General features: G+C 37.4%; 19 protein-coding genes. 7 read left to right on the top strand and 12 right to left on the bottom strand.

Translation table 11 applies throughout. The features are described 5' to 3' along the window. Positions 1-8: 8 nt before the first annotated feature. The 5 genes from ACKTTZ_RS09075 to ACKTTZ_RS09095 are packed head-to-tail and all read right to left on the bottom strand — an operon-like array spanning position 9 to position 7,072. Positions 9-698 carry a cytochrome c gene (locus ACKTTZ_RS09075; RefSeq protein ID WP_034691797.1) on the bottom strand — a complete coding sequence of 230 codons (690 nt, stop codon included), beginning with the start codon at positions 696-698 and terminating at the stop codon, positions 9-11. A gap of 1 nt (position 699) precedes the next feature. Continuing rightward, positions 700-1,221 (bottom strand): DUF3341 domain-containing protein, encoded by a 522-nt coding sequence (locus tag ACKTTZ_RS09080; RefSeq protein ID WP_034691794.1) that lies wholly within the window; start codon positions 1,219-1,221, stop codon positions 700-702. Next, positions 1,208-2,605, bottom strand: a complete 1,398-nt coding sequence (gene nrfD / locus ACKTTZ_RS09085; RefSeq protein ID WP_034691792.1) for an NrfD/PsrC family molybdoenzyme membrane anchor subunit — start codon at positions 2,603-2,605, stop codon at positions 1,208-1,210. Before nrfD ends, ACKTTZ_RS09080 begins: the two co-directional genes overlap by 14 nt. A gap of 25 nt (positions 2,606-2,630) precedes the next feature. Continuing rightward, positions 2,631-5,690: a TAT-variant-translocated molybdopterin oxidoreductase gene (locus ACKTTZ_RS09090; protein ID WP_034691789.1), complete on the bottom strand. Its 3,060-nt coding sequence runs from the start codon at positions 5,688-5,690 to the stop codon at positions 2,631-2,633. A gap of 23 nt (positions 5,691-5,713) precedes the next feature. Continuing rightward, positions 5,714-7,072 (bottom strand): c-type cytochrome, encoded by a 1,359-nt coding sequence (locus ACKTTZ_RS09095; protein WP_047426932.1) that lies wholly within the window; start codon positions 7,070-7,072, stop codon positions 5,714-5,716. A 184-nt stretch (positions 7,073-7,256) separates the two neighbouring features. Between ACKTTZ_RS09095 and ACKTTZ_RS09100 the strand changes: the two genes are divergently transcribed. Beyond that, entirely contained in the window at positions 7,257-7,814 is a 558-nt protein-coding gene (locus ACKTTZ_RS09100; RefSeq protein WP_034691785.1) for an SPOR domain-containing protein, read from the top strand. 54 nt (positions 7,815-7,868) lie between these two features. On the opposite strand, the gene ACKTTZ_RS09105 is transcribed toward ACKTTZ_RS09100, so the two are convergent. The 6 genes from ACKTTZ_RS09105 to ACKTTZ_RS09130 form a co-directional block, all read right to left on the bottom strand. After that, a complete protein-coding gene (locus tag ACKTTZ_RS09105; protein WP_407848452.1) occupies positions 7,869-9,146 on the bottom strand; it encodes a DUF6080 domain-containing protein in 1,278 nt (425 codons plus the stop codon). Between the two features lie 74 nt (positions 9,147-9,220). Then, complete coding sequence (locus tag ACKTTZ_RS09110) at positions 9,221-10,036, bottom strand: T9SS type A sorting domain-containing protein (RefSeq protein WP_407848454.1); 816 nt, start codon at positions 10,034-10,036, stop codon at positions 9,221-9,223. Positions 10,037-10,122: 86 nt separating this feature from the next. Beyond that, entirely contained in the window at positions 10,123-11,664 is a 1,542-nt protein-coding gene (locus ACKTTZ_RS09115; protein WP_407848456.1) for a protein adenylyltransferase SelO, read from the bottom strand. Positions 11,665-11,739: 75 nt separating this feature from the next. Continuing rightward, positions 11,740-14,118: a transglycosylase domain-containing protein gene (locus ACKTTZ_RS09120; RefSeq protein WP_034691777.1), complete on the bottom strand. Its 2,379-nt coding sequence runs from the start codon at positions 14,116-14,118 to the stop codon at positions 11,740-11,742. Positions 14,119-14,124: 6 nt separating this feature from the next. After that, positions 14,125-14,589 carry a gliding motility lipoprotein GldH gene (locus tag ACKTTZ_RS09125; protein WP_034691774.1) on the bottom strand — a complete coding sequence of 155 codons (465 nt, stop codon included), beginning with the start codon at positions 14,587-14,589 and terminating at the stop codon, positions 14,125-14,127. Further along, positions 14,582-15,991 (bottom strand): regulatory iron-sulfur-containing complex subunit RicT, encoded by a 1,410-nt coding sequence (locus ACKTTZ_RS09130; protein ID WP_253315935.1) that lies wholly within the window; start codon positions 15,989-15,991, stop codon positions 14,582-14,584. The genes ACKTTZ_RS09125 and ACKTTZ_RS09130 overlap by 8 nt, the downstream gene beginning before the upstream one ends. Before the next feature lie 456 nt (positions 15,992-16,447). Here ACKTTZ_RS09130 and ACKTTZ_RS09135 point away from each other — a divergent pair, with 456 nt between their 5' ends. The 5 genes from ACKTTZ_RS09135 (at position 16,448) to ACKTTZ_RS09155 (ending at position 22,470) form a co-directional block, all read left to right on the top strand. Further along, positions 16,448-17,686 carry an OmpP1/FadL family transporter gene (locus ACKTTZ_RS09135; protein ID WP_407848459.1) on the top strand — a complete coding sequence of 413 codons (1,239 nt, stop codon included), beginning with the start codon at positions 16,448-16,450 and terminating at the stop codon, positions 17,684-17,686. A gap of 12 nt (positions 17,687-17,698) precedes the next feature. After that, entirely contained in the window at positions 17,699-19,258 is a 1,560-nt protein-coding gene (locus ACKTTZ_RS09140) for a G-D-S-L family lipolytic protein (protein WP_407848461.1), read from the top strand. Positions 19,259-19,343: 85 nt separating this feature from the next. After that, positions 19,344-20,282: a ribose-phosphate pyrophosphokinase gene (locus ACKTTZ_RS09145; protein WP_034691764.1), complete on the top strand. Its 939-nt coding sequence runs from the start codon at positions 19,344-19,346 to the stop codon at positions 20,280-20,282. A gap of 56 nt (positions 20,283-20,338) precedes the next feature. Next, positions 20,339-20,986, top strand: coding sequence for a 50S ribosomal protein L25/general stress protein Ctc (locus ACKTTZ_RS09150; RefSeq protein WP_407848464.1), 648 nt, complete (start codon positions 20,339-20,341; stop codon positions 20,984-20,986). A 263-nt stretch (positions 20,987-21,249) separates the two neighbouring features. Continuing rightward, positions 21,250-22,470, top strand: a complete 1,221-nt coding sequence (locus ACKTTZ_RS09155) for an aminotransferase class V-fold PLP-dependent enzyme (protein WP_034691759.1) — start codon at positions 21,250-21,252, stop codon at positions 22,468-22,470. Between the two features lie 56 nt (positions 22,471-22,526). On the opposite strand, the gene ACKTTZ_RS09160 is transcribed toward ACKTTZ_RS09155, so the two are convergent. Beyond that, a complete protein-coding gene (locus ACKTTZ_RS09160) occupies positions 22,527-22,652 on the bottom strand; it encodes a hypothetical protein (protein WP_034691757.1) in 126 nt (41 codons plus the stop codon). Positions 22,653-22,801: 149 nt separating this feature from the next. Here ACKTTZ_RS09160 and ACKTTZ_RS09165 point away from each other — a divergent pair, with 149 nt between their 5' ends. Next, complete coding sequence (locus ACKTTZ_RS09165; RefSeq protein WP_253315937.1) at positions 22,802-23,623, top strand: T9SS-dependent choice-of-anchor J family protein; 822 nt, start codon at positions 22,802-22,804, stop codon at positions 23,621-23,623. The last annotated feature ends 55 nt before the right edge of the window (positions 23,624-23,678 follow it).

Genomic DNA, 23,678 nt, shown 5'->3' on the forward strand with positions numbered 1-23,678 from the left:
TTCTTTTCTTATTTTTTAGTTTCGGTAGTCGTTTCAGTTGTTGCTGGTGCCGCCGCTGTAGCTGCTGCCGGTGCTGCTGCTCCTTTTTTGAAAGCACTCATCACATACATAGCTACTCTCCATCTGTCTCCTGCGTTCAATTGTCCCGCATAAGATCCCATGGCATTTCTACCGTTTGTTAATACATAATGAACAGATCCTACAGTAATTTCTCTGTCAGCATAGTTTGGTACTCCAGAGAATGCTCCACTTTGAACGATAGGTCCTTGTCCATCACCTCCTGTACCGTGACATGCAGCACAAGTGTGATCAAACAATATTTTACCTCTTTCAAGATCCTTAGCTGCATTAGCTGGGTTCAAAGGAGATGCTGTAAGTTTTTTGGAAGCTTCATACCCTGCGTTGTACTCGTCAACATTCTTAGGTAATAAGCTTTCTTCAAAAACTCCGTCTTTATTCTGAGGAACTGATCCTTCTACTGGAGAAAGACCTGTTGCACCATTATTTTTAACAAAAGCAGGAATTTCATTTTCATGATCTGAATAAGCGTCCTGAGCTTTCATCAATGGATCATAAGCTACCGGAAAATACATGTCCGGGAAATATACCAACGGAGTGTTCTCCTTTGGTCCGCAAGAGTTAAGTAAAACTGTTGTTAAACCTAAAACCGCTGTAATTTTTAATACATTCTTTTTCATTTTAAGCGTCTTTAACAGTTATTTCTTCAACTCCAGTTTCAATAAGCAACTGTTTTACAGATTCTACATCTTCAGTTACAAATTCCATCATGAATTTATCATCAGTAGTTCTTGGATCCGGGTTCTGAGCTGGAGCTCCTGGATACATTTTGTTTCTAACTAAGAAAGTTAAAGACATCATGTGAGCAGCACAGAATACCATTAATTCGAACATTGGAACTACGAATGCCGGCATGTTGTGTCCCCAGTCAAAAGCTGGTTTACCACCGATATTCTGCGGCCAGTCGTGGTTCATTACATACCAGGTTAAAGTAGCACCGATAGTAACCCCATAAAGAGCATATAAGAATGCGGCATCAGAAATTCTAGTTTTCTTTAAACCTAAAGCTTTGTCTAGTCCGTGAACCGGAAACGGAGTATAAACTTCGTTAATTGCGATTCCTTTATCGTTGAATGCTTTAACGCCGTTCATTAAATCGTCGTCGTCAGCATAAAGTCCGTATACAATTTTAGTGGTGCTCATCTCCTTCTTTTGCTTTATAAGTTTCACCTGAGATTTTCAAAATCGATTTTAATTCAGCCTGTGCAATTACAGGGAACGTTCTTGCATATAATAAGAATAATACAGAGAAGAATCCGATAGTTCCTAAGTATACACCCACATCAATGATCGTTGGCTTAAACATTGTCCATGATCCTGGTAAGTAGTCTCTTGAAAGGTTGATAACGATGATATCAAAACGCTCGAACCACATACCGATGTTGATGATTAATGCAACAATGAATGTCCAGATAATGTTCGTTCTTAGTCTCTTGAACCAGAAAGAAGCAGGAATAACAAGGTTACAGATGATCAATGACCAGAATGCCCACCAGTAAGGTCCTACAGCAGCACCTGGAGAAAGATATGTGAAATCTTCAAATCTAGATCCTGAGTACCATCCGATGAAATATTCAGTTGCGTAAGCTACAGTTACCATACCACCAGTTAAGATGATTACGATGTTCATAATTTCGATATGATACATTGTAATATACTCTTCTAAGTGACACACTTTTCTTGCAACCAACAATAGGGTCTGTACCATTGCAAATCCTGAGAAGATTGCACCAGCAACGAAGTAAGGAGGATAGATTGTTGAGTGCCATCCTTTAATTACTGAAGTCGCGAAGTCAAATGATACGGTAGTGTGTACTGAGAATACAAGTGGAGTTGCCAAACCTGCAAGAACCAAAGAAAGTTCTTCGAATCTTTGCCAGTGTTTTGCTTTACCACCCCAACCGAATGCAAGGAATGTATAAATTTTCTTAGTCCAAGGAGTTTTAGCTCTATCTCTGATCATTGCAAAGTCAGGGATTAGTCCCATGAACCAGAATACAGTTGATACTGAGAAATACGTAGAGATCGCAAATACGTCCCAAAGTAGAGGAGAGTTGAAGTTCCCCCAAAGAGAACCGAATTGGTTTGGTAAAGGGAATACCCAGTATCCAACCCAAACTCTACCCATGTGGATTACAGGGAAGATTGCTGCCTGTACAACCGCAAAGATCGTCATCGCCTCTGCAGATCTGTTTACAGACATTCTCCATCTCTGTCTAAATAATAATAATACTGCTGAGATTAGGGTCCCGGCGTGACCGATACCTACCCACCATACGAAGTTGGTAATATCCCAACCCCAGTTAATAGTTCTGTTAAGCCCCCATGCTCCAATACCTGTCCCGATAGTGTAAGCGATACAGCCGAATCCATAGAGGAATAGAACTAGTGCAGCATATAATGAGATCCACCATAATTTACCTGCTCTTTCTTCGATAGGTCGTGCGATATCTTCTGTAATATCGTGATAAGTTTTGTGACCAATAATTAGAGGTTCCCTTATCGGAGCTTCGTAATGTCCTGACATTTTTTACCTATTTATTATTTAAACTTTATTTTTCTACTCTGTTTCTTACTTTAGTGTGATAGAACACGTTTGGTTTTGTTCCGATCTCCTCTAGTAAATAATATCTTCTGTTAGATGCATATTGCTCTCTAATTGAAGAATCTTTATCATTCATGTCTCCAAATGTCATTGCTCCAGTAGAACAAGCTTTAGAACAAGCAGTCTGGAATTCTCCATCCTTCACTCTTCTTCCTTCTTTCTTAGCCTCAAGAATAGTATTCTGAGTCATTTGGATACACATTGAACATTTCTCCATTACCCCTCTAGTTCTTACAACTACATCCGGGTTAAGTACCATTCTTCCTAAATCGTTGTTCATGTTGAAATCGAACTTGTCATTTAGGTTATAAGTAAACCAGTTGAAACGTCTTACTTTGTACGGACAGTTGTTTGCACAATATCTGGTACCGATACATCTGTTGTAAGCCATATGGTTTTGACCTTGCTTACCGTGTGAAGTAGCCGCTACCGGACATACAGTTTCACATGGAGCGTGGTTACAGTGCTGACACATTACTGGTTGGAAAATTACATCCGGGTTGTCTGCAGGGTGGTTTAATGCACCTCCGTCTCCGAAAGCAGTACCGTACAATTCTGGTACAGCCATTCCTTCTTTCAATCCTTCGTAAACTTCTACTTTTTGTCTTGAAGAGTAGTAACGGTCAATTCTTAACCAGTACATATCTCTAGACATTCTTACTTCTTCTTTACCTACTACAGGAACGTTGTTTTCTGCCTGACAAGCAATGATACATGCTCCACAACCAGTACAAGAGTTCAAGTCAATAGATAAGTTAAAGTGAGGACCATCAGTATCATCAAAAGCATCCCAAAGGTCGATTTTTCTCGCTGGAAGTGCTCCGCTGATCGTGTGGTATTCCAAAGGCTTGTTCCATCCTTTGTGCTCATCATCAAAAGCAACGTTAATGAATTCAGCTAAAGGAACTTCCTTCGCGATTTCATAACGACCCATTAATGTATTTTGAAGCTGGATACCTGCGAACTCGTGATCTTCTCCTGTTTTTTCAATTTTAACACCTGAAAGAACAAGGTTAGAACCGTCAAATAAAGGATAAGCATTTACACCAGTATCAGCAGTTGCTCCTGAGTTTTTCTTACCATAACCAAGTGCAAGACCTACAGATCCTTCAGCTTGTCCTGGTTGTACGAATACAGGAACGTTTTCTATTTTAACTCCGTTTACAGTAAGGTTTACAATAGAACCATCTAGCTGCATTCTCGCGTTAAGATCGTTGTCAATTGCAAATTTCTCTGCATCTTTAGGAGAAATTGTAAGGTAGTTATCCCAAGACATTCTTGTGATTGGGTCTGGTAACTCTTGTAACCAAGGGTTGTTTGCCTGAGTACCATCTCCCATTGAAGTCTTAGTGTATAATACTAATTCTAATTCAGAAGCTTTAAAGTTTCCTAGTTCAGCAACAGCCTGAGCAGCATTTCCACCTGCATAAGCAAGAGAAGTTGCATTCGTAGAAGCGTTGATACCGTTATACAATGCTTTGTTGAAAGAAGTACCACCTAAAAGAGAAGCAGAGCTTGCTTTTAAATAATCGTAGTAGTTGTTTGCTGCATTGTTTTTACCATTCTTCCAAACCAATAGAGACTCTTCAATCTGTCTTGATTTGTAGATTTTCTGGATTGTAGGCTGCATTAATGAATATACTCCAGTCTGTGGTTCGATATCTCCCCAAGACTCTAACCAGTTAGCTACCGGAATTACAGCTTTCGCTGCTTTGTACATTTCATTTTTCTTATCTGCTACAGCAACTACGTAAGGAACTTTTGATAAAGATTTTTTGAAATCTTCTCCTTTTGGATGAGAGTAGATAGGGTCTACGTTGTTTGTAATTAATACACCAACTTGTCCACCGTTTACCCATCCTAAGAATTCCTGGTATTTAGCACCGTTGAATTCTTTAAGGAAGTTTGCCTTACCTGTGAAAGCTACTGAACCTAATTTTTGGTTGATTAAGTGTGCTAAAACCTGTGCTCCTTTAGAACCGTCAGCGAAAACAACAGCTTTGCTTCCTTTTGCTTTCAATTCGTTAGCAATTTCAGTTGCAGTCTTATCAGTAGTACCGCCACCTACGATTGCATTGTAAACTTCCACTAACGTTTTGTTTACAGCACTTGGTTTTAATCTGTATCTTGAGTCAGCGTTAGCTCCAGTTAAAGACATGTTAGACTCCACCTGAATGTGTCTCAACATGCTTGCTCCTGGTTTTCTAGCTGCTGCATAAGAAGTCTCTAAGCTTGAAGCATTATAATCTCCTAAGAAATCAGCCTGGAAAGAAACTACCAATTCAGAACCGTTAAGGTCATAAACAGGTAATGCTCTTTGTCCGAATACTTCCTGTGCTGCATCTAATCCTGCAGAGTAAGGGAAAGCATCATAAGTTACTAATTCAGCTGTAGGATATTTAGCTTTGAATTCAGCGAATAACTTTTTGAAAGTTGGTGAAGCAAAAGAGTGTGATAAAACCACAATCTTTTTGCCTGATGCTTTAGCTTCTTCCAAACCTTTGATAACGAAACTGTCTACTTTATCGAAAGTTTCATCTTTGCCGTCTAGTTTAGGCTGCTTTACTTTATCGTTATCATAAAGAGAAAGTACACTTGCCTGAGCTCTTGCGTTAGTTTTACCTAAATCACCACCAGCCGGGTTTGGTTCAATTTTGATAGGTCTACCTTCACGGGTTTTTACTAAAACACTAGCAAAGTCGAAACCGTCAAAATAGGTTGAAGCGTAATAATTAGGGATTCCTGGAATAATGTCATGCGGCTTTACCACATAAGGAATCGTTTTGATTACTGGAGCTTCGCAGGCAGCTAAAGTAACTGCTGCTGTAGAGAATCCTAGTAATTTAAGGAAATCTCTTCTTGAAGTACTTGATCCGTTTTTCTCAGCATCTCCAAGGAAATCTTCTACCGGAATTTCTTCCTGAAACTCTTTCTGAGCCAGCTTATTATTCAAAGCTGGATCTTTAAGTTCATGAATACTTCTGAATTGTATTTTGTTTGAAGCCATTTATACTTCTAATTTTTTAGTTATTAATAATGACATTTACCACACTCAAGACCTCCAATTGCATCTACAGTGATCTTACCTCCATCTTGTGGATATTGTTTTTTCAACTTGTCATGTAGATTTTTGAAGTACTCTTTATTATAACCGTTGTTCATATCAACTTCAGTCGTTCTGTGGCACTCGATACACCATCCCATAGTAAAGTCGTTTGCCATCTGAACAACATTCATTGTATCAATTTTACCGTGACAAGCTTTACATACTACATCAATTTTGTTGTTAGGATTCTTTTTGTTGAAAGAATTGATGATCGCTTGTTCTCCAGCAATTACGTGCTGAGAGTGGTTGAAGTAAACGAAGTCTGGCATGTTGTGGATTCTTGTCCATTCAACCGGCTGTGTTTTTCCTGTGTACTGTTGTTTTGCAGGATCCCAACCTGTTGCAGCATAGATCTTCTGGATTTCTCCGTCATAGAATGCCTTGTCTTTTCCTGGTTCCATGTAGTGATCTGCGTTGTATTCAGAAATTGTTCTGTGACAGTTCATACAAACGTTCATAGAAGGAATCTCAGATACTTTTCCGTATTTAGCACTAGAGTGACATAACTGACAGTCAATTTTTTGTTCTCCAGCGTGGATTTTGTGAGAGAAGTAGATAGGTTGCTCAGGTTTGTACCCTTTGTAAACCCCAATCCACATTAACCAGTTCCATACTCCGTAAGCGGCTAAAATAGCAAGGATTGCTAATAAACCTTTACCAATGAAGTGGAACTTCTCATACATTTCACTGAAAGAACGAACTCTTGTTTCATTAAGTCCCGCTAAATCTTCAGACTGACCCAGTTTTACCAATTGTCTTAGTTTTACCAAGATCCAAACCAGTAAACCTGCGATCGCTAAAAGTGAAATGATTACAACGTTTGTAGTAGTTTTGTCTGCAGGAGCTGCCGCAGTAGCGTCAGTTGCAGGAGTTGCTTCCGGTTTTTTCTCCTCCGGAGCAGGAGGGTTAGTTGTGAAAGCTAAAATGTCGTCAATATCCTTATCTGTAAGATTTGGAAAGACCTGCATTTCAGTCTTGTTAAACTTTTCAAAAATCTCATTGGCGTATTTATCCCCAGAAGCTCTTAGAGCTTTGTTGTCTTTGATCCACTTGTGAAGCCAATCTTTGTCTACACCACCTTCTGTCTTTACACGTTCTACAACCCCTTTTAATGGTGGTCCTACAACTTGTTTGTCCAGCGCGTGACATGCAGTACAATTCGCTTTGAAAAGTTTCTCTCCGTTTTTAGGATCGCCGTCTTGCCCGTAAAATGAAGCACTGGTTGATAGCAATAAGCCTATTGCGATCAACGTTTTTTTATAATGCTTTCTCCAACTAATCATTTAAATTATCTTATGTTAGTAAATTATTGAACATTCAATCAATTCCGCAAAAATAATATTTTTAACAGGAATTTAACGGTATATCGAAAAGGGAAAATATCATTTACGTTTAATTTGTATTGATTCTAAATAACCAGTTTGGTATAGTTTTTTAATTTGTATAAATTTGCGGAAACAAGTTTAAATGAGAAATCTAATCAAAATATTTTCGATATTATCATTATTTGGATTTTATAATATTGAAGCACAGCAAGTTGTTAAAAAGGATACCCTGTCGGGAACAGAACTGGTCATGACAATGGATTCCAAAATAAATGCTGCTTTGGAAGGAATTGAAGGAAAGTGTGCGAAAGTTGCTCCAACAAATTCTCCTAAAGATTTCAGTAATAATGATAGTGGAATTTCTACAGGAATCAATACAAAACCCCCTAAGATCTTTGTGCCGAGCAGAGAACTTACCAATGCAGAAATCTGTAAGAAAAATCCTAGAATTTTAGGGTTCAAAATCCAGATTACAACTGTGAAAAGTAATGAGGAGGCTAATGAGGTGAAATCTTATTTCAGAAAAAGATTCCCGAATCTGAAAGTGGAGACGGATGCTTCTTTAAGACCTAATTATAAAATTTTAGCTGGAAGTTATTTCACAAAACAAAGTGCTGCCAGTGATCTTTCCAAAATCAGAGAATACTTTAAATCTGCAGTAGCAGTACAGTATAGAATTTTCTGTGCAGAAGCAAAATAAGAAGTATTTATTTCAACATAAAAACAAAAAGCTGAGAAATTTTCTCAGCTTTTTTTATTGATAATAATTTTCCATAAACCAGAAAAATTCTGTCATTCTGAAGATGTTATTGATGATCAGATAGATAAACAATATAACCATTGTGAATGTTAAAAACGACATCATTTTTGGTGAAGATCTGTAGGCAAAAAAGAGCCATCCTAAAAGAAGAGGATATACAAAGACAAAATGTCCTCCATAGATATAGGAGGTGTGAAGGCCAAACCTCATCACACAATGGATAATGATGTCAACTAAAAATGAAATGACGATAACCTGAACCCACTTGTTTTTAAAGTTTTTAAAATAACTCCAACTTATCAGGATTAATAATATTGCAATAAAAAAGTAGGGAAGAGGCGATGAGTAAAGATCCATGTAAAGCCCTTTGAAATTAAATCCTTTCATATTATGCTTGTCAGACATAATAAATCCGGGGAAAAGAATATTGCCTCCGAAAAAGAAGGAGAGAATCATATCCCATGTTGGCATTGATTCTACATTCGAGAATTTTTCATACTGTTGATTTGTTTTTGAAAAGATATTCTGATATTTAAAATCAATTCTGTTTAGATAAAGCAGTACAAAACAGATAATAGCTATTGCCACTCTTAGAACTGCATTTCCGAATTTTTTCAAGTTTGTAAAAATGCCCTTCTCAAAAATAAGAGGAATGAAAACCTTTACAATATTTGTAATGGTAAGTCCTCCGATAGTAATCCCAGCCAGTGATAAAGCAGTAGCAGGTATTTTTTCTTCTTTCCTTAGTTTTATTGCCGCATAGTAATTGTATAACGAGAGTAAAAATAAGGTGTAGGTAAAGTTCTCCGGAGTAAAAGACAAGATAATATTAGTGGAAAAAGCTCCAAAGAACAGAATGATTAAAAGGCTTAGCCATAAAGGAAGGTGAATGATGTTTTTTAAATATTTAAATACCTGAATAATATTTAATGTAATGATAATATTACTGAGCCATGCCAACGTAAGTCTGAAGTTGGCATCCATTTTTCCTCCTGAAATAAATAACGAGAATTCTCTTATCCAGTTAAAAAAATAGTAGGATAGAGGATGTCTTTCAAAACTACCTCCTGTCATAAGGATTGATTTGTTGTCGAAACTGAAGTAAGCATCCCACGGAATCCTGCTGTCAAAAATAATCCTGTAATGAAGGGCAATATAAGATCCTAAAATTCCATAACAGACTATGAAAAACAGAAATACTGCCAACTCTGTATAAGTGGAAGGGAAAACCAGTTTAAGAAAATTGATAATTTTTGTTTTGATAAAAGACACGGGTCAAATTTTTTGCAAAAGTAAAATAAAAAAACCACCAAAATTGGTGGTTATAAAAGTTTGTATAAACGTTGTTATTGTTTGATTACTTTCTCGGTTTTGGAAGTTCCGTCAGAGAAATCTACTTTTAATAGATAAACTCCTTTTGGAAGTGAAGAAATATCCAATCTTTCTGAAGTATTGTTGAGCAGAGATTTTCCGCTTGCATCAATTACTGTAGCAGATTTGATTTTTTTATCTGTTTTAATATTGATTTCTCCTTTTGTAGGGTTTGGATAAATGTTTGTAAAGTCTTTTACTTTAGCATTGGCTTCCTGAGTAGCTAATGTAGCACTTGCTAAAACCTGTACATCATCTATCGAAAGGCTATCTGCATCATTGGCTACATAATGGAATCTGAATTTAACATTGGCCAGCCCTGCATATGAGGCTAAGCTCACGGTAATCGCTAGTGTTTCATAATCAGTATATACTCCATAGTTTTCTTCAACCCATACCTGATTCCAGGTAGTTCCTCCATCTGTGGATACCTCTACTTTTAAATCTCCATTAGGATTTGGATCAACCATGTATTCGTATCCAATTTTAGCATTGAACTTTAGGACTGGACTCGTTGTCCCTACTAAACTGAAAGAAGGACTTGTTAAATGAGCATCCTGCGCTTCTGCAATCCATCCTATAGCGGCAGATTTTCCACCATTGATATTAAATGTTGCTTGTCCGGATGCATTAAATATGATAGTGGTAAATCCCCAAGGTCTTGAAGCCACATTTGTTCCGGTTGTCCATCCTGTTGGAGGAAATGTCGTACCCTGAAAAGTCTCTGTGAGAATCTGTGCATTTCCAAATACAAAAGAGATTAGGAAAATGAATAGTAATTTTGTTTTCATTTGGTTTACGTTTAAAGTTGTTAGTAAATGTAATAAAAAAATGAAAATAATTACATGTTTTTTAATTTTTTATGAATATTTGTTAATTACGAACTGCATGAAAGTGTGGAACATCCGGCAGTGTCATCGTATCCAGACGGTCTTTTGGCGGAGAACTCGGGGTATATTTCCTGATATGGATTTTCGAGCGCTTTAATGAGCTTTTCCAGCATCTCTTTTTTGCCATTGCTGATCTCTTCAATACATTCGTAGAGAAGATAATTTCGGAGTATGAATGTTGGATTTGCTTTTTCCATCATGGCTAAAGAGTCTTGTTCCGAAATGGAGTTTAAAGCTTTTCTGGCTTCATAGCTTTTGATAAAACTATTTAGCTTTTCCAGCTTTTCTTCATTCAGAATAATATAAGACACATCTTTAAAATGTTCTGATATGTTTGTGTCTTGGGTTATTTTTTTCAGTTGATTGAAAAACAAGGTATAATCCAACTGAAGTTCTTGCATAAGACTTTGCCAGTTGGTGAAAAATTCTTCATCATCTTTTTGAAGCTGATCAAAACCGAACTTTTTACAGAGCATCTGGTCATGAGCTTCCCAAAAATAAGTTCCAAAATTATTTAAAGTATCTTCTAAAAACTTTTCATCCTTGATTAACGGATGGAGAGCATTAGCAAGCTGCCAAAGATTCCACTGGGCAATTTGTCCCTGTTTTCCGAATGCATATCTTCTTCCCGGAAGGTCTGTTGTATTGGGTGTGAAATTCAAATCATATTCGTCCATCATGGAATAGGGTCCATAATCGATAGTTAATCCGAGAATTGACATGTTATCTGTATTCATCACTCCATGTACAAAGCCTACTCTGAACCATTCAACCATTAAGTTAGCAGTTCGGGTACATATATTTTCAAAGAAGTCTCTGTATTTCTTACTGTCGGTCGCAGTAATTTCCGGATAATAGTTTTCAATGGTAAAGTCGGCAAGCTCCTGAAGATTGTCGTATTCTCTTTGGGCAGACATCAGTTCGAAATGTCCGAAACGTAAGAAACTTTCAGCAGTTCTGATAACTACTGCTCCTTTTTCTAATTTTGGATTTCCGTTATACATGATATCACGCATTACATCTTCACCTGTAAAAGCCAGGCTAAGCGCTCTTGTTGTAGGAATATTTAAGTGATACATAGCCTCACTCATAAGATATTCGCGTACAGAAGATCTTAATACTGCTCTTCCGTCTGCATGTCTTGAGTATGGAGTTGCTCCGGCTCCTTTCCATTGGATTTCGGTCTTTTTTCCTGCCTCATTGGTAATTTCACCTGCAAGGATGGCTCTTCCATCTCCAAGCTGTCCTGCCCAGTTTCCGAACTGATGTCCTGCATAAGCTGTGGCATAGGTTCGAACGTTTTCCGGAAGGTTATTTCCAACCAGGAAGTTCAGGTCTTTATCTTCATATTTTCCCAGGCCTATTTCCTCTGATAAGGCTTCGTTAAAAGCAATCAGTTCAGGTTTATCAAAGCCTGCAGGTTTACTGGTGGCAAATAAAACCTTTGGAGTGTTTCTCTGCATAGGGTTGTTTGAAAAATCACCGGGAAAAGTTTCAATAAATGGCTGTCTGATACGTTCGATATTCATCCTTCAAAGGTATTAATTATAAAAGAAAAGACCTTTCAAATTATTGAAAGGTCTTATGTATTTCTAAAAGAGAATTTATTTATTGAAATCTACTTCATCATTAGAATGAAGGTTTTCATTGATGTTGTCCTCTTTCTTTTCTGTTGGTTTTTTAGGAGTTGGATCTGCCGGTCTTGGATTTTTGATCTCATCGATCGTCTGAAGACTTCCGTCATCTCCATATCCTCCGCTTAATCCTTTAAGGTTAGAACATCCGTCTTTCCAGTCTGAAGGCTTGACAAACTTGTCATCAGGAGTTACTCCTAAGCTCTTATCAGCCCATACTTTCTTCATGAAAATTGCCCAGATCGGTAGTGCCATTCTCGCACCCTGACCTTCACCTGTTCCAAAGAAGTGGGTTGCTCTGTCTTCCCATCCAACCCATGCTCCGGTTGCCAGTTTTGGTGTGATTCCCATAAACCATCCATCGGAGTTATTCTGAGTTGTTCCTGTTTTAGCAGCAATTTCCACAGCTTTTGAAATTCCTCTTCTTCCTAATTCTCCGGAAGCAGTTCCGTATTGTGCAACACCTTTCATAAGTTCAATCATGGTGTAGGCATACATTGGGTTCATTACTTCTTTCGGCTCTACGTTTACTTCTTTGATTACTCTACCGTTGGCATCTTCAATTCTCCAGATCATCTCTGGTTTGTTATAGTTACCATAGTTGGCGAAAGTACTGTATGCACCTAGCATTTCGTAAATAGTGATGTCTGATGAACCTAAAGCGATAGTATTGTTTCTTGGAATATCTTCTGTTACTCCCAGATCTCTTGCTGTCTGGATTACAGCATCTACTCCTGTCATTTCAATAAGTCTTGCAGCAACAGGGTTTTGAGAGTGTGCCAATGCATCTTTTAAAGTAAGCATTCCGCCTCTTCCCGGTACATGCCATCCGTTATGATCGTAAGTTCCGTTAGAAACAGCCGAACAAGGTGTCATTCCCAGTTTCATAATAGCAGTAGCATATACGAAAGGCTTGAATGTAGATCCTACCTGTCTCTTACCTTGTTTGATATGGTCATATTGGAAGTGCTGCCAGTCTATACCACCTACCCAAGCTTTGATTTCTCCGGTTCCTGGAACCATAGACATTAAACCTGCCTGTGCAATTTGTTTGTGGTATCTGATAGAATCCCATGGAGACATTTCCACCTCTTCTTCTCCGGCCCATGTGAATCGTGAAGTTTTGATAGGTTTTTTGAACTCCATCATAATAGAATCCTCAGGCATTCCGTCAGCTTTCAGCAATTTATAACGGCCGGTTCTTTTCATCGCCTGAACCATTACATCTTTGATTTGTTTATCATTAAGATAGTAGAAAGGTCTGTTCTTTCTTCCTCTCTGTTCTGCATCAAATCTCTTCTGAAGATCTGTTAAGTGCTCTTTGATTGATTCTTCAGCATATTTCTGCATTTTAGAATCAAGAGTAACATATATTTTTAAACCGTCCTTGTAAAGGTTAAGTTTTTTACCGGTTTCTTTTTCATGAGCTTCAAGATATTTGTCAATCTCTTTTCTCAGATAGAACTTGTAATAAGCAGAATATCCATCAGTAATACTCTTGATAGGGTGGAAGTCTACTTCAATCGGAGTACTGGCTGCTTTTTCGTACGTTGCAGCATCAATATATCCGGTTTTCTGCATTTGATCTAATACGACATTCCTTCTTTCTTTAGCCTTTTCAGGATATCTGTAAGGATTGTTTTTTCTTGGGTTTTCAAGCATTGCTACAAATGTTGCAGCTTCTGGTAATGTAAGTTCAGATGTTTTCTTGTTAAAGTAAACTCTGGAAGCCATTTCAATACCATTAGCGTTGAAAAGGAAGTCAAATTTGTTGAAATAAAGAGTGATAATCTCTTCTTTGGTGTATCTTTTCTCAAGACTTACTGCTACTACCCATTCTTTCAGTTTCTGGAATGCTCTCTGAACTTTATTCTGAGAAGCATTTCCTGTGAAAAGAAGTTTGGCAAGCTGTTGGGTAATGGTAGAACCTCCACCACGTCCACCACCATATGCAACGGCTCTGGCAACAGAGTATAAATCGATTCCTGAGTGTTCTTTAAAACGCTCATCTTCTTTAGCCTGTAGAGCATAAATAAGATAAGGAGGAAGGTCTTTATAAACGATTGGCTGAGTCTTTTCTTTTTCGAATTTACCCAAAGTTACTCCGTCTGAAGAAATGATTTCAGAAGCAACAAAGATATCCGGGTTTTCAAGTTCTTTTACATCAGGCATTTCCCCAAGGAATCCTTGAGAAACCGAAAAGAAAAGCCCTGAAATTCCCAGAACTACCGCAATGAGTCCGATCCAAATAAACGAAACCCATTTTCTCCAGGAGGTATCTTTCTTTTTCTTGGGAGGCAGAGGAAATGTTTTCCCCTTATTTCCTGCATTTTTTTTGTTTTCTTCCATTTATGGTTACGGTTTAGCCGTTTCTATTTTTACCCCAATATCCTCAATTCCCTGAAGGTTGTCATTTCTCATCGCCTGAGTAAGACTGATTTCATATTTCCCTTTTCCCGGAAACTGGTAATTTACTTTATACTGAAACAAAGTTTCCTTCGTATCACCAAACCCTGTACCAAGCCATTCTCCGTTTGGTTTAGCCAGAACATAATTCAAGGTGTCTGTTTCCTTTTTTTTGTTCTGGAGATTGGTGAAATTCACTATAAACCTTATATTGCTGTAAGGATAAGTGTTGTTATTTCTTACGACAAATATAATATTTTTAGGATTCTGCGGATCTGAAACTTCAAGATTAAATTTTTGTTCACTTTTCTTATTCCATTTGTTATCAACGGAATTCATGATGACATCTCCTCCTGAGGAAGAGTTGCAGCTAAAGAAAAGGATAAGTGAAAGTAATCCTAAAATTTTATGCATTGTTATCTTTTTTTGGAGGATATTTCTTTTTGAATTTTTTCTTGTTCGGATTGTTGCTCTGTGGCTTTTTATCAGCGTCAGAATTATTCACTGCTTTTTCCACAGGGGCTTTTTGCTGTGGGTGCTGCTTTTGAGGTTTAGGCTGATTTGCAGATTGAGCATTCGGGTTTTCGGTTTTTTCAGATCTTTCCGGCCTCTCTTGCCTTTCCGGTCTGTTTCTTTTTTGTCCTTGGCCCTGACCCTGATTTTGCTGGTTGTTATTTTGCTTATTCTGGTTGCTCTGGTTGTTTCTGTTTCGGTTGTTTCCTCTGTTTTTCTTTTCGAAACGATCCACATTGTTTTCCTGAATCAAATCGATCGTGTGAGTAGAGGCTTCCGGTTGTTTCAGGTCTTCAAGAGGAAGTGTTTTTTCTCCTCTTTTATTCTTTGAAATCAATTTTTTAACAAGGTCAATGTCAAAATCATACCATGCAATTGAACTGTCTACATAAGCAAACCACATTTTCTTTTTGAAAACGTCGATTTTAATACAGAATGCTTTTCCTTTCTCTGTTTCCAAAGTAGTTGAAGAAGAAGGGAAGTTGCTTAATGCATCCAGATAACTGTCAAGCTCATAGTTAAGACAACATTTAAGCTTACCGCATTGCCCTGCCAGTTTCTGAGGATTGATACTCAGCTGTTGATATCTTGCAACATTGGTGTTTACAGATCTGAAGTCTGTAAGCCATGTAGAGCAGCAAAGTTCACGTCCGCAAGATCCGATTCCACCTACTTTGGCAGCTTCCTGTCTGAAACCGATTTGTTTCATGTCGATTTTAGTACGGAAAGCTCCAGCGTAATCTTTGATTAGTTGTCTGAAATCCACTCGGTTCTCAGCAGTGTAATAAAAGGTGATTTTTGAGGAGTCACCCTGATATTCCACGTCTGTAACTTTCATTTCAAGGCCTAATCTCTGGGCAATTTTTCTTGCTTCAAGCTTTACGCCATCTTCTTTTTTTCTTGCTTCCTGCCATACCTCAAGATCTTTTTGGTTGGCTTGTCTGTATATTTTGAGTGCCGATTCTTCAGAAAACTTTTTCTTTTTCATCTGAATCTTTACTAATTCTCCCGTAAGGCTTACTACGCCTACATCGTGTCCCGGACTTGATTCTACTGTAATTACGCTACCTATATGTAAAGGGATATTATTTACATTCTTATAAAACGATTTTCTGTCATTTTTAAATCTAACTTCAACAAAATCACACCTGTTTGGTGCCGGATTGTTGATGTTAGAAAGCCAGTCAAAAACACTTAATTTATAACTATTCCCGCAGGTATTTACATTTTCACAGCCATTTGCGGTTTTTTTAGGGCCGCAAGAATGTGCAGAATCGCCGGATGTTTTACATCCACAACTCATATTTTCTATTATTTATAATCTGCAAATTTATGTATTTTTATCTTTATGCGATTCTAAAATACTTAAATAACCTGAATTGGAGATAAAACATTTTCCTGTTTTGAGTCAGAATGATCGTTAAGAGCTGCTATTAAGGATGTAAAGGGCATAGATTTTTTTAATTTAATCTTTTTATTCCAACTCTGTTTAATTTAACATTTATTATCATTTTACTTTCCTGTTTGTGTTCTTTGAGGTTGTTATGACTTAATGTTAAACATTTGTTTAAAATTAAACAATAGATGATTTTTGGTTTTTTAATCTCTTTAAATATTTCATAATGATTATTTTGTGGTTTATTTCCTTTGAGTTATTATTTTAAACATAGTTTTCTTTTAGGATATTGTTTAAAATATTAGCAAATATTAACAGATGTATTCAAAATAATTTTATATTTGGCTTATATAATAATAGTCTATGAAAAAAATATTAGTATCAACTGCTTTATTGGCGGGAGTTCTATCTTACGCAGGTGGCTTTAGAGTTTCCCTGCAAGGGGTAAAACAATTGGCAATGGCGCATACTAGTGCTCATGCCGAAGACGCGAGTGTGACATTCTTTAACCCGGCGGGTATGTCATTTATCCCTTCCAAACTGAGTGTAGTGGCAGGAGGGTTTGCAGCAAGTAACAAGGTTACTTTTCAAAACTTCAATACTTTACAAAGTACAGAAACAGATAACCCTGTAGGAACTCCTTTCTATGCCGCAATTACTTATAGACCGATAGAAAAGCTTACCGTAGGTCTAAGTGTAACAACGCCTTTTGGAAGTACAATTAAGTGGCCGAATGACTGGGAAGGCAAAGAAATGGTTCAGAAATTAGAACTTAAAAGTTTCTACTTCCAGCCAATGGTTTCTGTAAAACTAGCTCCATGGGTATCTTTTGGTGCCAGCTATATCTATGCAAAAGGAGTTGTAGACTGGGATAAAGCAGTTACGCAATTTGGAGGACAAGTAAATATCAATGATAAAAAAGCAAGCGGACACGGATATGGTTTCGGTTTCTACTTCAGACCTGATCCGAAATTGGATGTAAGTATCGCTTACCGTTCAGCAATAGATATGAAAGCTAAAAACGGTACAGCTACTTTCCAGTTCCCTTCTCAATCTATCTATAACCAGTTGAAATTAAATGCTGCCGGACAGGATGGGTTCTCTGCAACACTTCCGTTGGTGGAAGAATACACCATTGGTTTAACTTATAAAGTGACACCGAAATGGCAGGTTTCTGCAGACTTTAACTATCATGGATGGGAGAGATACAGCAAACTTACTTTAGATTTCGATAATGCTCCTATTGGAAACAATCCATCGGATCCTACTATTCTTACAAGCCCTAAAAATTTCAGAAACTCCAAAACATTCAGATTGGGAACTCAATATGCATTCACCAATATGATCTATGGACGTTTAGGAGCTTATTATGATGAAGCACCATATACTACAAATAACTTTATTCCGGAAACACCTTCATATGACACTTATGTTGTAACAGGAGGGATAGGTATCAAGCTGAAACAATTCGGAGTGGATATTGCCGGAGGATATGCAATGCCTCAATACAGAAATGTAGATAATGCTAACTTAGGTTTCTACGGACAGTCAAAAGCAACAGCATTCTACTTAGGTCTAGGTTTATCTTATAATCCATTTTAATTTTAGAAGACTATGAAAAAAATTATAATATCGACAATTGCAGTTTCTGCACTTCTTTTTACAGTAAGCTGTAATACGGATTTCGATACGGATGTGAAAGATATCCCGGTAACAAAAGGAGAGGCGGACTTTTCAAAATATATCTCATTAGGAAACTCTCTTACTTCAGGATATCGTGATGGTGCGCTTTACAGCAGTGGCCAGAATGAATCTTATCCAAGTATGATCGCTGCACAGATGAAATTGGCAGGTGGAGGAGACTTTAAACAACCTTTAATGCCTAATGACGTAGGTGGGTTTAACAATCTTCCGGGTTTCCCAGGAAAATTAACTCTTCAGGTTGTTAATGGATCTTTAGCTCCTGTGCCAAGTGGGGCAGCAGCTGCGTTGGATGTATTATCTGGCGGAGGTACTTATAATAATATGGGGGTTCCTGGTGCAAAGTCATTCCACTTAGTCGCTCCTGGATACGGCAGCCAGGCAGGTCTTGCAATGGGTACAGCTAATCCTTATTTTGTAAGGTTTGCTTCTTCTGCTACTACAAGTGTATTGGCGGATGCTATGGCTCAGAAAGCAACGTTTTTCTCTCTTTGGATAGGAAATAATGATGTTTTGTCATACGCTACCAATGGAGGAACAAACTCTCAGACTGTAGGAGGTGTTACCACTTATACAGCAGCTACAGTTCAGACAGGAAATACGAATCCTACAACGTATAAATCTAATGATATCTCAGATCCTGCATTAGTAGCTGGATCTATTAAGGCAGTTTTAGATGGTCTTAAAAGTGTAGGGACAACAAAAGGGGTTATTGCTAATATTCCTTCTGTTACTTCAGTTCCTTTCTTTACTACGGTACCTTATAACCCTTTGACGCCTGCTCTTTTAGGTTCAAACCTGACAACTCTTAATACGAGTTTATATGGTCCTTTGAAGCAAGCTCTTACTGCTTTTGGAGCTGGGGATAGAATTAATTTACTTTCTGCTACAGGTCCAAACCCTGTTTTAATTAAAGATGTTGCTTTGACAGATTTATCTGCTCAGCTTACCGCTGCTTTAACTCCTTCTTTGGGAGCGCCGACAGCTGCTGCTTTTGGTCAGATCTTTGGCCAGGCAAGACAGGCGACTGCAGATGATTATATTTTGCTTACAACAAGCTCTGTAATTGGAAGTACTGCGGCTGGAGTTCCGCCTCCGGTAAATATTTATGGAATTTCTTATCCATTACAAAACCAGCATGTATTAACAAAAACAGAAGCCGGCTATGTGAAAACAGCAACAACTGCATATAATACCTCTATCAAATCGCTTGCTGATTCTTATGGGTTAGCATTTGTAGATGCTGGTACTAAAATGTTGGAACTGAATGGACAATCCGGGATTTCTTATGACGGAGTAAAATATACTGCGAAATTTGTAACAGGAGGAGCTTTCTCTCTGGATGGAGTTCACCTTACAGGACGTGGATACGGTATTGTTGCTAATGAATTTATCAAGTCTATCAATGCTAAATATAAGTCTACACTTCCACAGGTAGATCCGAACAAATATTCAGGAGTTAAATTCCCTTAATAATTGATAAAATAAAAACTTAGAAACCACAAGAGTAAATCTTGTGGTTTTTTTTTAAATTTGCAAAATCTTTTAAAAAGTAAAAATGGCCGATCAGTTAAGTTATCTATTTTGTACAAGAACCAGCAGGGACTTGGCAGAGAAAATTGCCCAGAATTATGGGAAAGAATTAGGAAAAATCAACTTTCAGGAGTTCAGCGACGGGGAATTTGAGCCTGTTTTGGACGAATCTGTAAGAGGAGGAAGAGTTTTCCTGATTGGATCTACATTCCCTCCTGCAGACAATCTTTTAGAGCTTCTTCTAATGATTGATGCAGCAAAAAGAGCTTCTGCAAAGAGCATTACCGTAGTAATTCCTTACTTCGGACTTGCCAGACAGGACAGAAAAGACAAACCAAGAGCGCCGATCGGTGCTAAACTAGTTGCTAACCTTCTTACAGCAGCGGGAGCAACAAGAGTGATGACTATGGATCTTCACGCAGATCAGATTCAAGGATTCTTCGAAATTCCGGTAGATCATCTGTATGCTTCCAGTATTTTTGTAGATTATATCAGATCTTTAGAGCTTGATAATCTTACTATTGCTTCTCCGGATATGGGAGGTGCAAAAAGAGCGAAAAACTATGCCGGTCACTTAGGGGCTGAAGTAGTAATTGCCTACAAGGAAAGAAAAAAAGCAAACGTTGTAGAAGAAATGTTCCTTATCGGGGATGTAACAGGTAAAAACGTAATCCTTATTGATGATATGATTGATACTGCAGGTACACTTTGTAAAGCAGCTGATATCTTAATTGAAAAAGGAGCAAAAACAGTAAGGGCTATGGCAACTCACGGAGTGCTTTCAGGTAAGGCTTACGAGAATATTGAGAACTCAAAACTCTTGGAAGTTATTGTAACTGACTCAATTCCTGTTAAAAATAATTTGTCATCTAAAATAAAAGTGCTATCTTGCGCCCCATTATTTGCAGATGTTATGACAATGGTTCACGAGCACAAATCAATTAGCAGCAAGTTTGTTATTTAATTGATTTAAAGCATATTGCAAATTAAAATTAGAACAATTTTTTAAATTTTTTATAAATGAAATCTATTACAATTCAAGGTACAAAAAGAGAAAGCGTGGGCAAAAAGTCTACAAAAGCTTTACGTGATGCTGAATTAGTTCCTTGTGTTGTTTATGGAGGTGAAGCACCTTTGAACTTCTCTGCTGAAGAGAGCGCTTTCAAAGGATTAGTATACACTCCTGAAGCACACACGGTATCTATTGAAGTTGACGGAAAAACAATTCCAGCAGTTCTTCAAGATATTCAGTTTCACCCAATTACTGACAAAATTCTTCACATCGACTTCTATCAGTTATCTGACGATAAGCCAGTTATCATGGAGGTTCCTGTAAGAATTACTGGACGTTCTAAAGGTGTTGTTGCTGGTGGTGTTTTACGTCAGTCTTTCAGAAAACTAAAAGTAAAAGCTATCCCTGCTAACCTACCTGACGAAATCGTTGTAGATGTTACTCCATTAAGAATTGGTAACAAACTTTACATCGGTAGCATCAAAACAGAAGGTTACTCTTTCGTACACCCAGACAACGCAGTAGTAGTTGCTGTTAAGATGTCTAGAAATGCAATGAAAGGTGGTGCAGCAATGCAAGATGATGAGGATGAAGAAGAAGGTGCAACTGAAGAAGGTGCAGCTCCTGAAGCTGCAGCTGAAACTGCAGCAGAATAAGAATTACTTATTTAAACAATATAAGAACCCGTCATTTTGGCGGGTTTTTTATTTGATAATGAGTCTCAGTAAAATCGACTAAACAGCTTAATGCATTACTTTTAATTTTGTCTTTTTGCTTTATTGTCTTTCTCCACCTTAAACTATCGAATATTTCTATCAACTGACAATGATCAGTACCCGACCTCATGCTTCCTTTCGGAAAAAAAGCCGTAAATTTGAAGAGTTCTAAATAAGACCGTTTTAATTTAAAAAATAAATAAATGTTTGACATTCAGGAAATAAGAAGCCAGTTTTCTATATTGGACAGAGAAGTGAACGGTAAGCCTTTGGTTTATCTGGATAATGCAGCTACATCCCAAAAACCAAATTCAGTTTTGGAGGTCTGTCACGCATATTATACAGAACTTAATGCCAATGTTCATAGAGGAATTCATACATTGAGCCAGCTGGCAACAGAAGAAATGGAGCTTTCAAGAAGAAAGATTCAGAAATTCATCAATGCTGAACATGATTTTGAAGTCATTTTTACAAAAGGTACAACAGAAGGGTTGAACCTCATTGCTTATATATTAACACAAAAGCTACAGAAAGATGATGAAATCATTATTTCATATCTGGAGCACCATTCTAATATTGTTCCCTGGCAGATGCTTTGTGAAAGAACCGGAGCAAAACTTCGTGTGATTCCGATTGATGAGAACGGAATCCTTCAGATGGATCATTTTGATCAGCTTTTAAGTGAAAAAACGAAGGTCGTTTCTGTAAATCAGGTTTCTAATGCGCTAGGTATTGTGAATCCTATTGAAGAGATTATTGCGAAAACAAGAAAAAATACGGATGCTTATGTTGTTATTGACGGTGCTCAGTCTGCTCCGCATTTCAATATTGATGTTCAGAAAATGGATTGTGATTTCTTTGTATTTTCCGGTCATAAGATGTACGCTCCTATGGGAACAGGTATTTTATACGGAAAACGTGAAATACTAGAAGCTTTGCCACCATTCCATGGAGGAGGAGAGATGATTGCAACATGTTCTTTCGAAGGAACTACCTATGCAGGTCTTCCATTCAAATATGAAGCAGGAACGCCCAATGTAGGAGGAAATATTGCTTTAGGTGCAGCTGTTGATTTCATGCATAAAATAGGGCATACCCATATTCAGAATCATGAAAATGCTCTGTTGGAATATGCGCAAAGACAGCTTTTAGAAATAGATGGTATTAAGATCTATGGTGAAAAAGCAAATAGAACGGGGGTTGTATCCTTTAATCTGGAAGGAGTGGGAATTGCCTCCGATGTAGGGATGATCCTTGATAAAATGGGAATTGCTGTAAGAACAGGACACCACTGTACACAGCCTATTATGAACTTCTTTAATATTGCAGGAACAGTGAGAGCAAGTTTTGCTGTTTATAATACTTTCGAAGAAATTGATGCCTTGGTAGAAGGTGTTAAAAAAGCACAGAGAATGTTGAGCTAATCAATATAGAATCTCTATCATATAAAATAAAAGCAGCTGTTGAGCTGCTTTTATTATTAGTCGATGGGAATGCAGTAGCATTTTCCATCAATAATCACCTGATAATACCCGATAGCACACTCAAGGCAGATTTCTCCTCCTGCCATAATGCTTTTCATTTTTTGTTTGTTCAGCTTTTTCATATGAAATGATTTTGGTTAGATATAAAGGTATAAATTATAGATAAAAATTCTCATTCTTTTTAGAATTAATGTAATGTATTGATTTTATGTATAATTGTGTTTTGTGGAAAATAATTCATTAATTTTATATAAACATCAAATATTTTATTATGAAAAAGCTATTTATTATTTTTTTATCAATTTGCGGAATATGTAATGCGCAAGTTTTTTCTGAAAACTTCAATGGTAATACTCTGCCGACTGGGTGGACGGTAGAAAACCCTGATAACTCTTATAACTGGAATGTGGGTGCACAGAATGGTTTCGCAGGCTTTCCCGATGGGGCGGCTTTTTTTGATGATGATGATGCCGGTCCAACCGGAGTTGTTACAAATGCCAGGCTGATTTCTCCTGTGATTAATCTTACCGGAGTGGTGAACCCAAAGCTGTCATTCAATTATGCCAATATGATTTATGATCTTGATTCTACTTTAAAAGTTGAAGTCTTCAATGGAACTTCCTGGATTCAGGTTTTTACCTTTTCAGGGGAAGCAGGGGTATGGGATCTTGATTTTAATACCTTTTCATATGTAGTAACGAGTTATGCTGCCGCAGCAAATATAGATTTGACACCTTATGCCAATGCTGCTTTTAAACTAAGATTTGTTTATGATGATGCCGGAGACTATTCTTACGGTGTGGTAGTAGATAATGTGATGATTACAAGTGGTGTTTTGGCAACTTCAGAGGTTTCATACGCTGATCATATAAATGTATATCCGAATCCGGTGAAAGGGAATCTTTATATTAAGCAAAGCGCTCAAAATAAATTTGAAAAGATTTCTGTGATTGATCAGTCAGGGAAGCTTGTGAAAACATTTAACAAAGCATCTGATTCCTATGACTTATCAGATCTGCCAAAAGGAATCTATATTATAATGATTATTAATCATGATGGAGAAGTTGTTAAGAAGAAAGTGATGAAGGAATAATCACTGAAAAAATAATTCTAACAAAAAACCCTTATAGAATGCCTATAAGGGGTTT

Origin of the sequence: Chryseobacterium sp. KCF3-3, assembly GCF_045865955.1 — a bacterium.
Lineage (GTDB): Bacteria > Bacteroidota > Bacteroidia > Flavobacteriales > Weeksellaceae > Chryseobacterium.

Coding starts and splice junctions, on each gene's coding strand:
- ACKTTZ_RS09075 (WP_034691797.1), bottom strand. CDS start 698: ATGAAAAAGAATGTATTAAAAATTACAGCGGTTTTAGGTTTAACAACA.
- ACKTTZ_RS09080 (WP_034691794.1), bottom strand. CDS start 1,221: ATGAGCACCACTAAAATTGTATACGGACTTTATGCTGACGACGACGAT.
- nrfD (WP_034691792.1), bottom strand. CDS start 2,605: ATGTCAGGACATTACGAAGCTCCGATAAGGGAACCTCTAATTATTGGT.
- ACKTTZ_RS09090 (WP_034691789.1), bottom strand. CDS start 5,690: ATGGCTTCAAACAAAATACAATTCAGAAGTATTCATGAACTTAAAGAT.
- ACKTTZ_RS09095 (WP_047426932.1), bottom strand. CDS start 7,072: ATGATTAGTTGGAGAAAGCATTATAAAAAAACGTTGATCGCAATAGGC.
- ACKTTZ_RS09100 (WP_034691785.1), top strand. CDS start 7,257: ATGAGAAATCTAATCAAAATATTTTCGATATTATCATTATTTGGATTT.
- ACKTTZ_RS09110 (WP_407848454.1), bottom strand. CDS start 10,036: ATGAAAACAAAATTACTATTCATTTTCCTAATCTCTTTTGTATTTGGA.
- ACKTTZ_RS09115 (WP_407848456.1), bottom strand. CDS start 11,664: ATGAATATCGAACGTATCAGACAGCCATTTATTGAAACTTTTCCCGGT.
- ACKTTZ_RS09120 (WP_034691777.1), bottom strand. CDS start 14,118: ATGGAAGAAAACAAAAAAAATGCAGGAAATAAGGGGAAAACATTTCCT.
- ACKTTZ_RS09125 (WP_034691774.1), bottom strand. CDS start 14,589: ATGCATAAAATTTTAGGATTACTTTCACTTATCCTTTTCTTTAGCTGC.
- ACKTTZ_RS09130 (WP_253315935.1), bottom strand. CDS start 15,991: ATGAGTTGTGGATGTAAAACATCCGGCGATTCTGCACATTCTTGCGGC.
- ACKTTZ_RS09135 (WP_407848459.1), top strand. CDS start 16,448: ATGAAAAAAATATTAGTATCAACTGCTTTATTGGCGGGAGTTCTATCT.
- ACKTTZ_RS09140 (WP_407848461.1), top strand. CDS start 17,699: ATGAAAAAAATTATAATATCGACAATTGCAGTTTCTGCACTTCTTTTT.
- ACKTTZ_RS09145 (WP_034691764.1), top strand. CDS start 19,344: ATGGCCGATCAGTTAAGTTATCTATTTTGTACAAGAACCAGCAGGGAC.
- ACKTTZ_RS09150 (WP_407848464.1), top strand. CDS start 20,339: ATGAAATCTATTACAATTCAAGGTACAAAAAGAGAAAGCGTGGGCAAA.
- ACKTTZ_RS09155 (WP_034691759.1), top strand. CDS start 21,250: ATGTTTGACATTCAGGAAATAAGAAGCCAGTTTTCTATATTGGACAGA.
- ACKTTZ_RS09160 (WP_034691757.1), bottom strand. CDS start 22,652: ATGAAAAAGCTGAACAAACAAAAAATGAAAAGCATTATGGCAGGAGGA.
- ACKTTZ_RS09165 (WP_253315937.1), top strand. CDS start 22,802: ATGAAAAAGCTATTTATTATTTTTTTATCAATTTGCGGAATATGTAAT.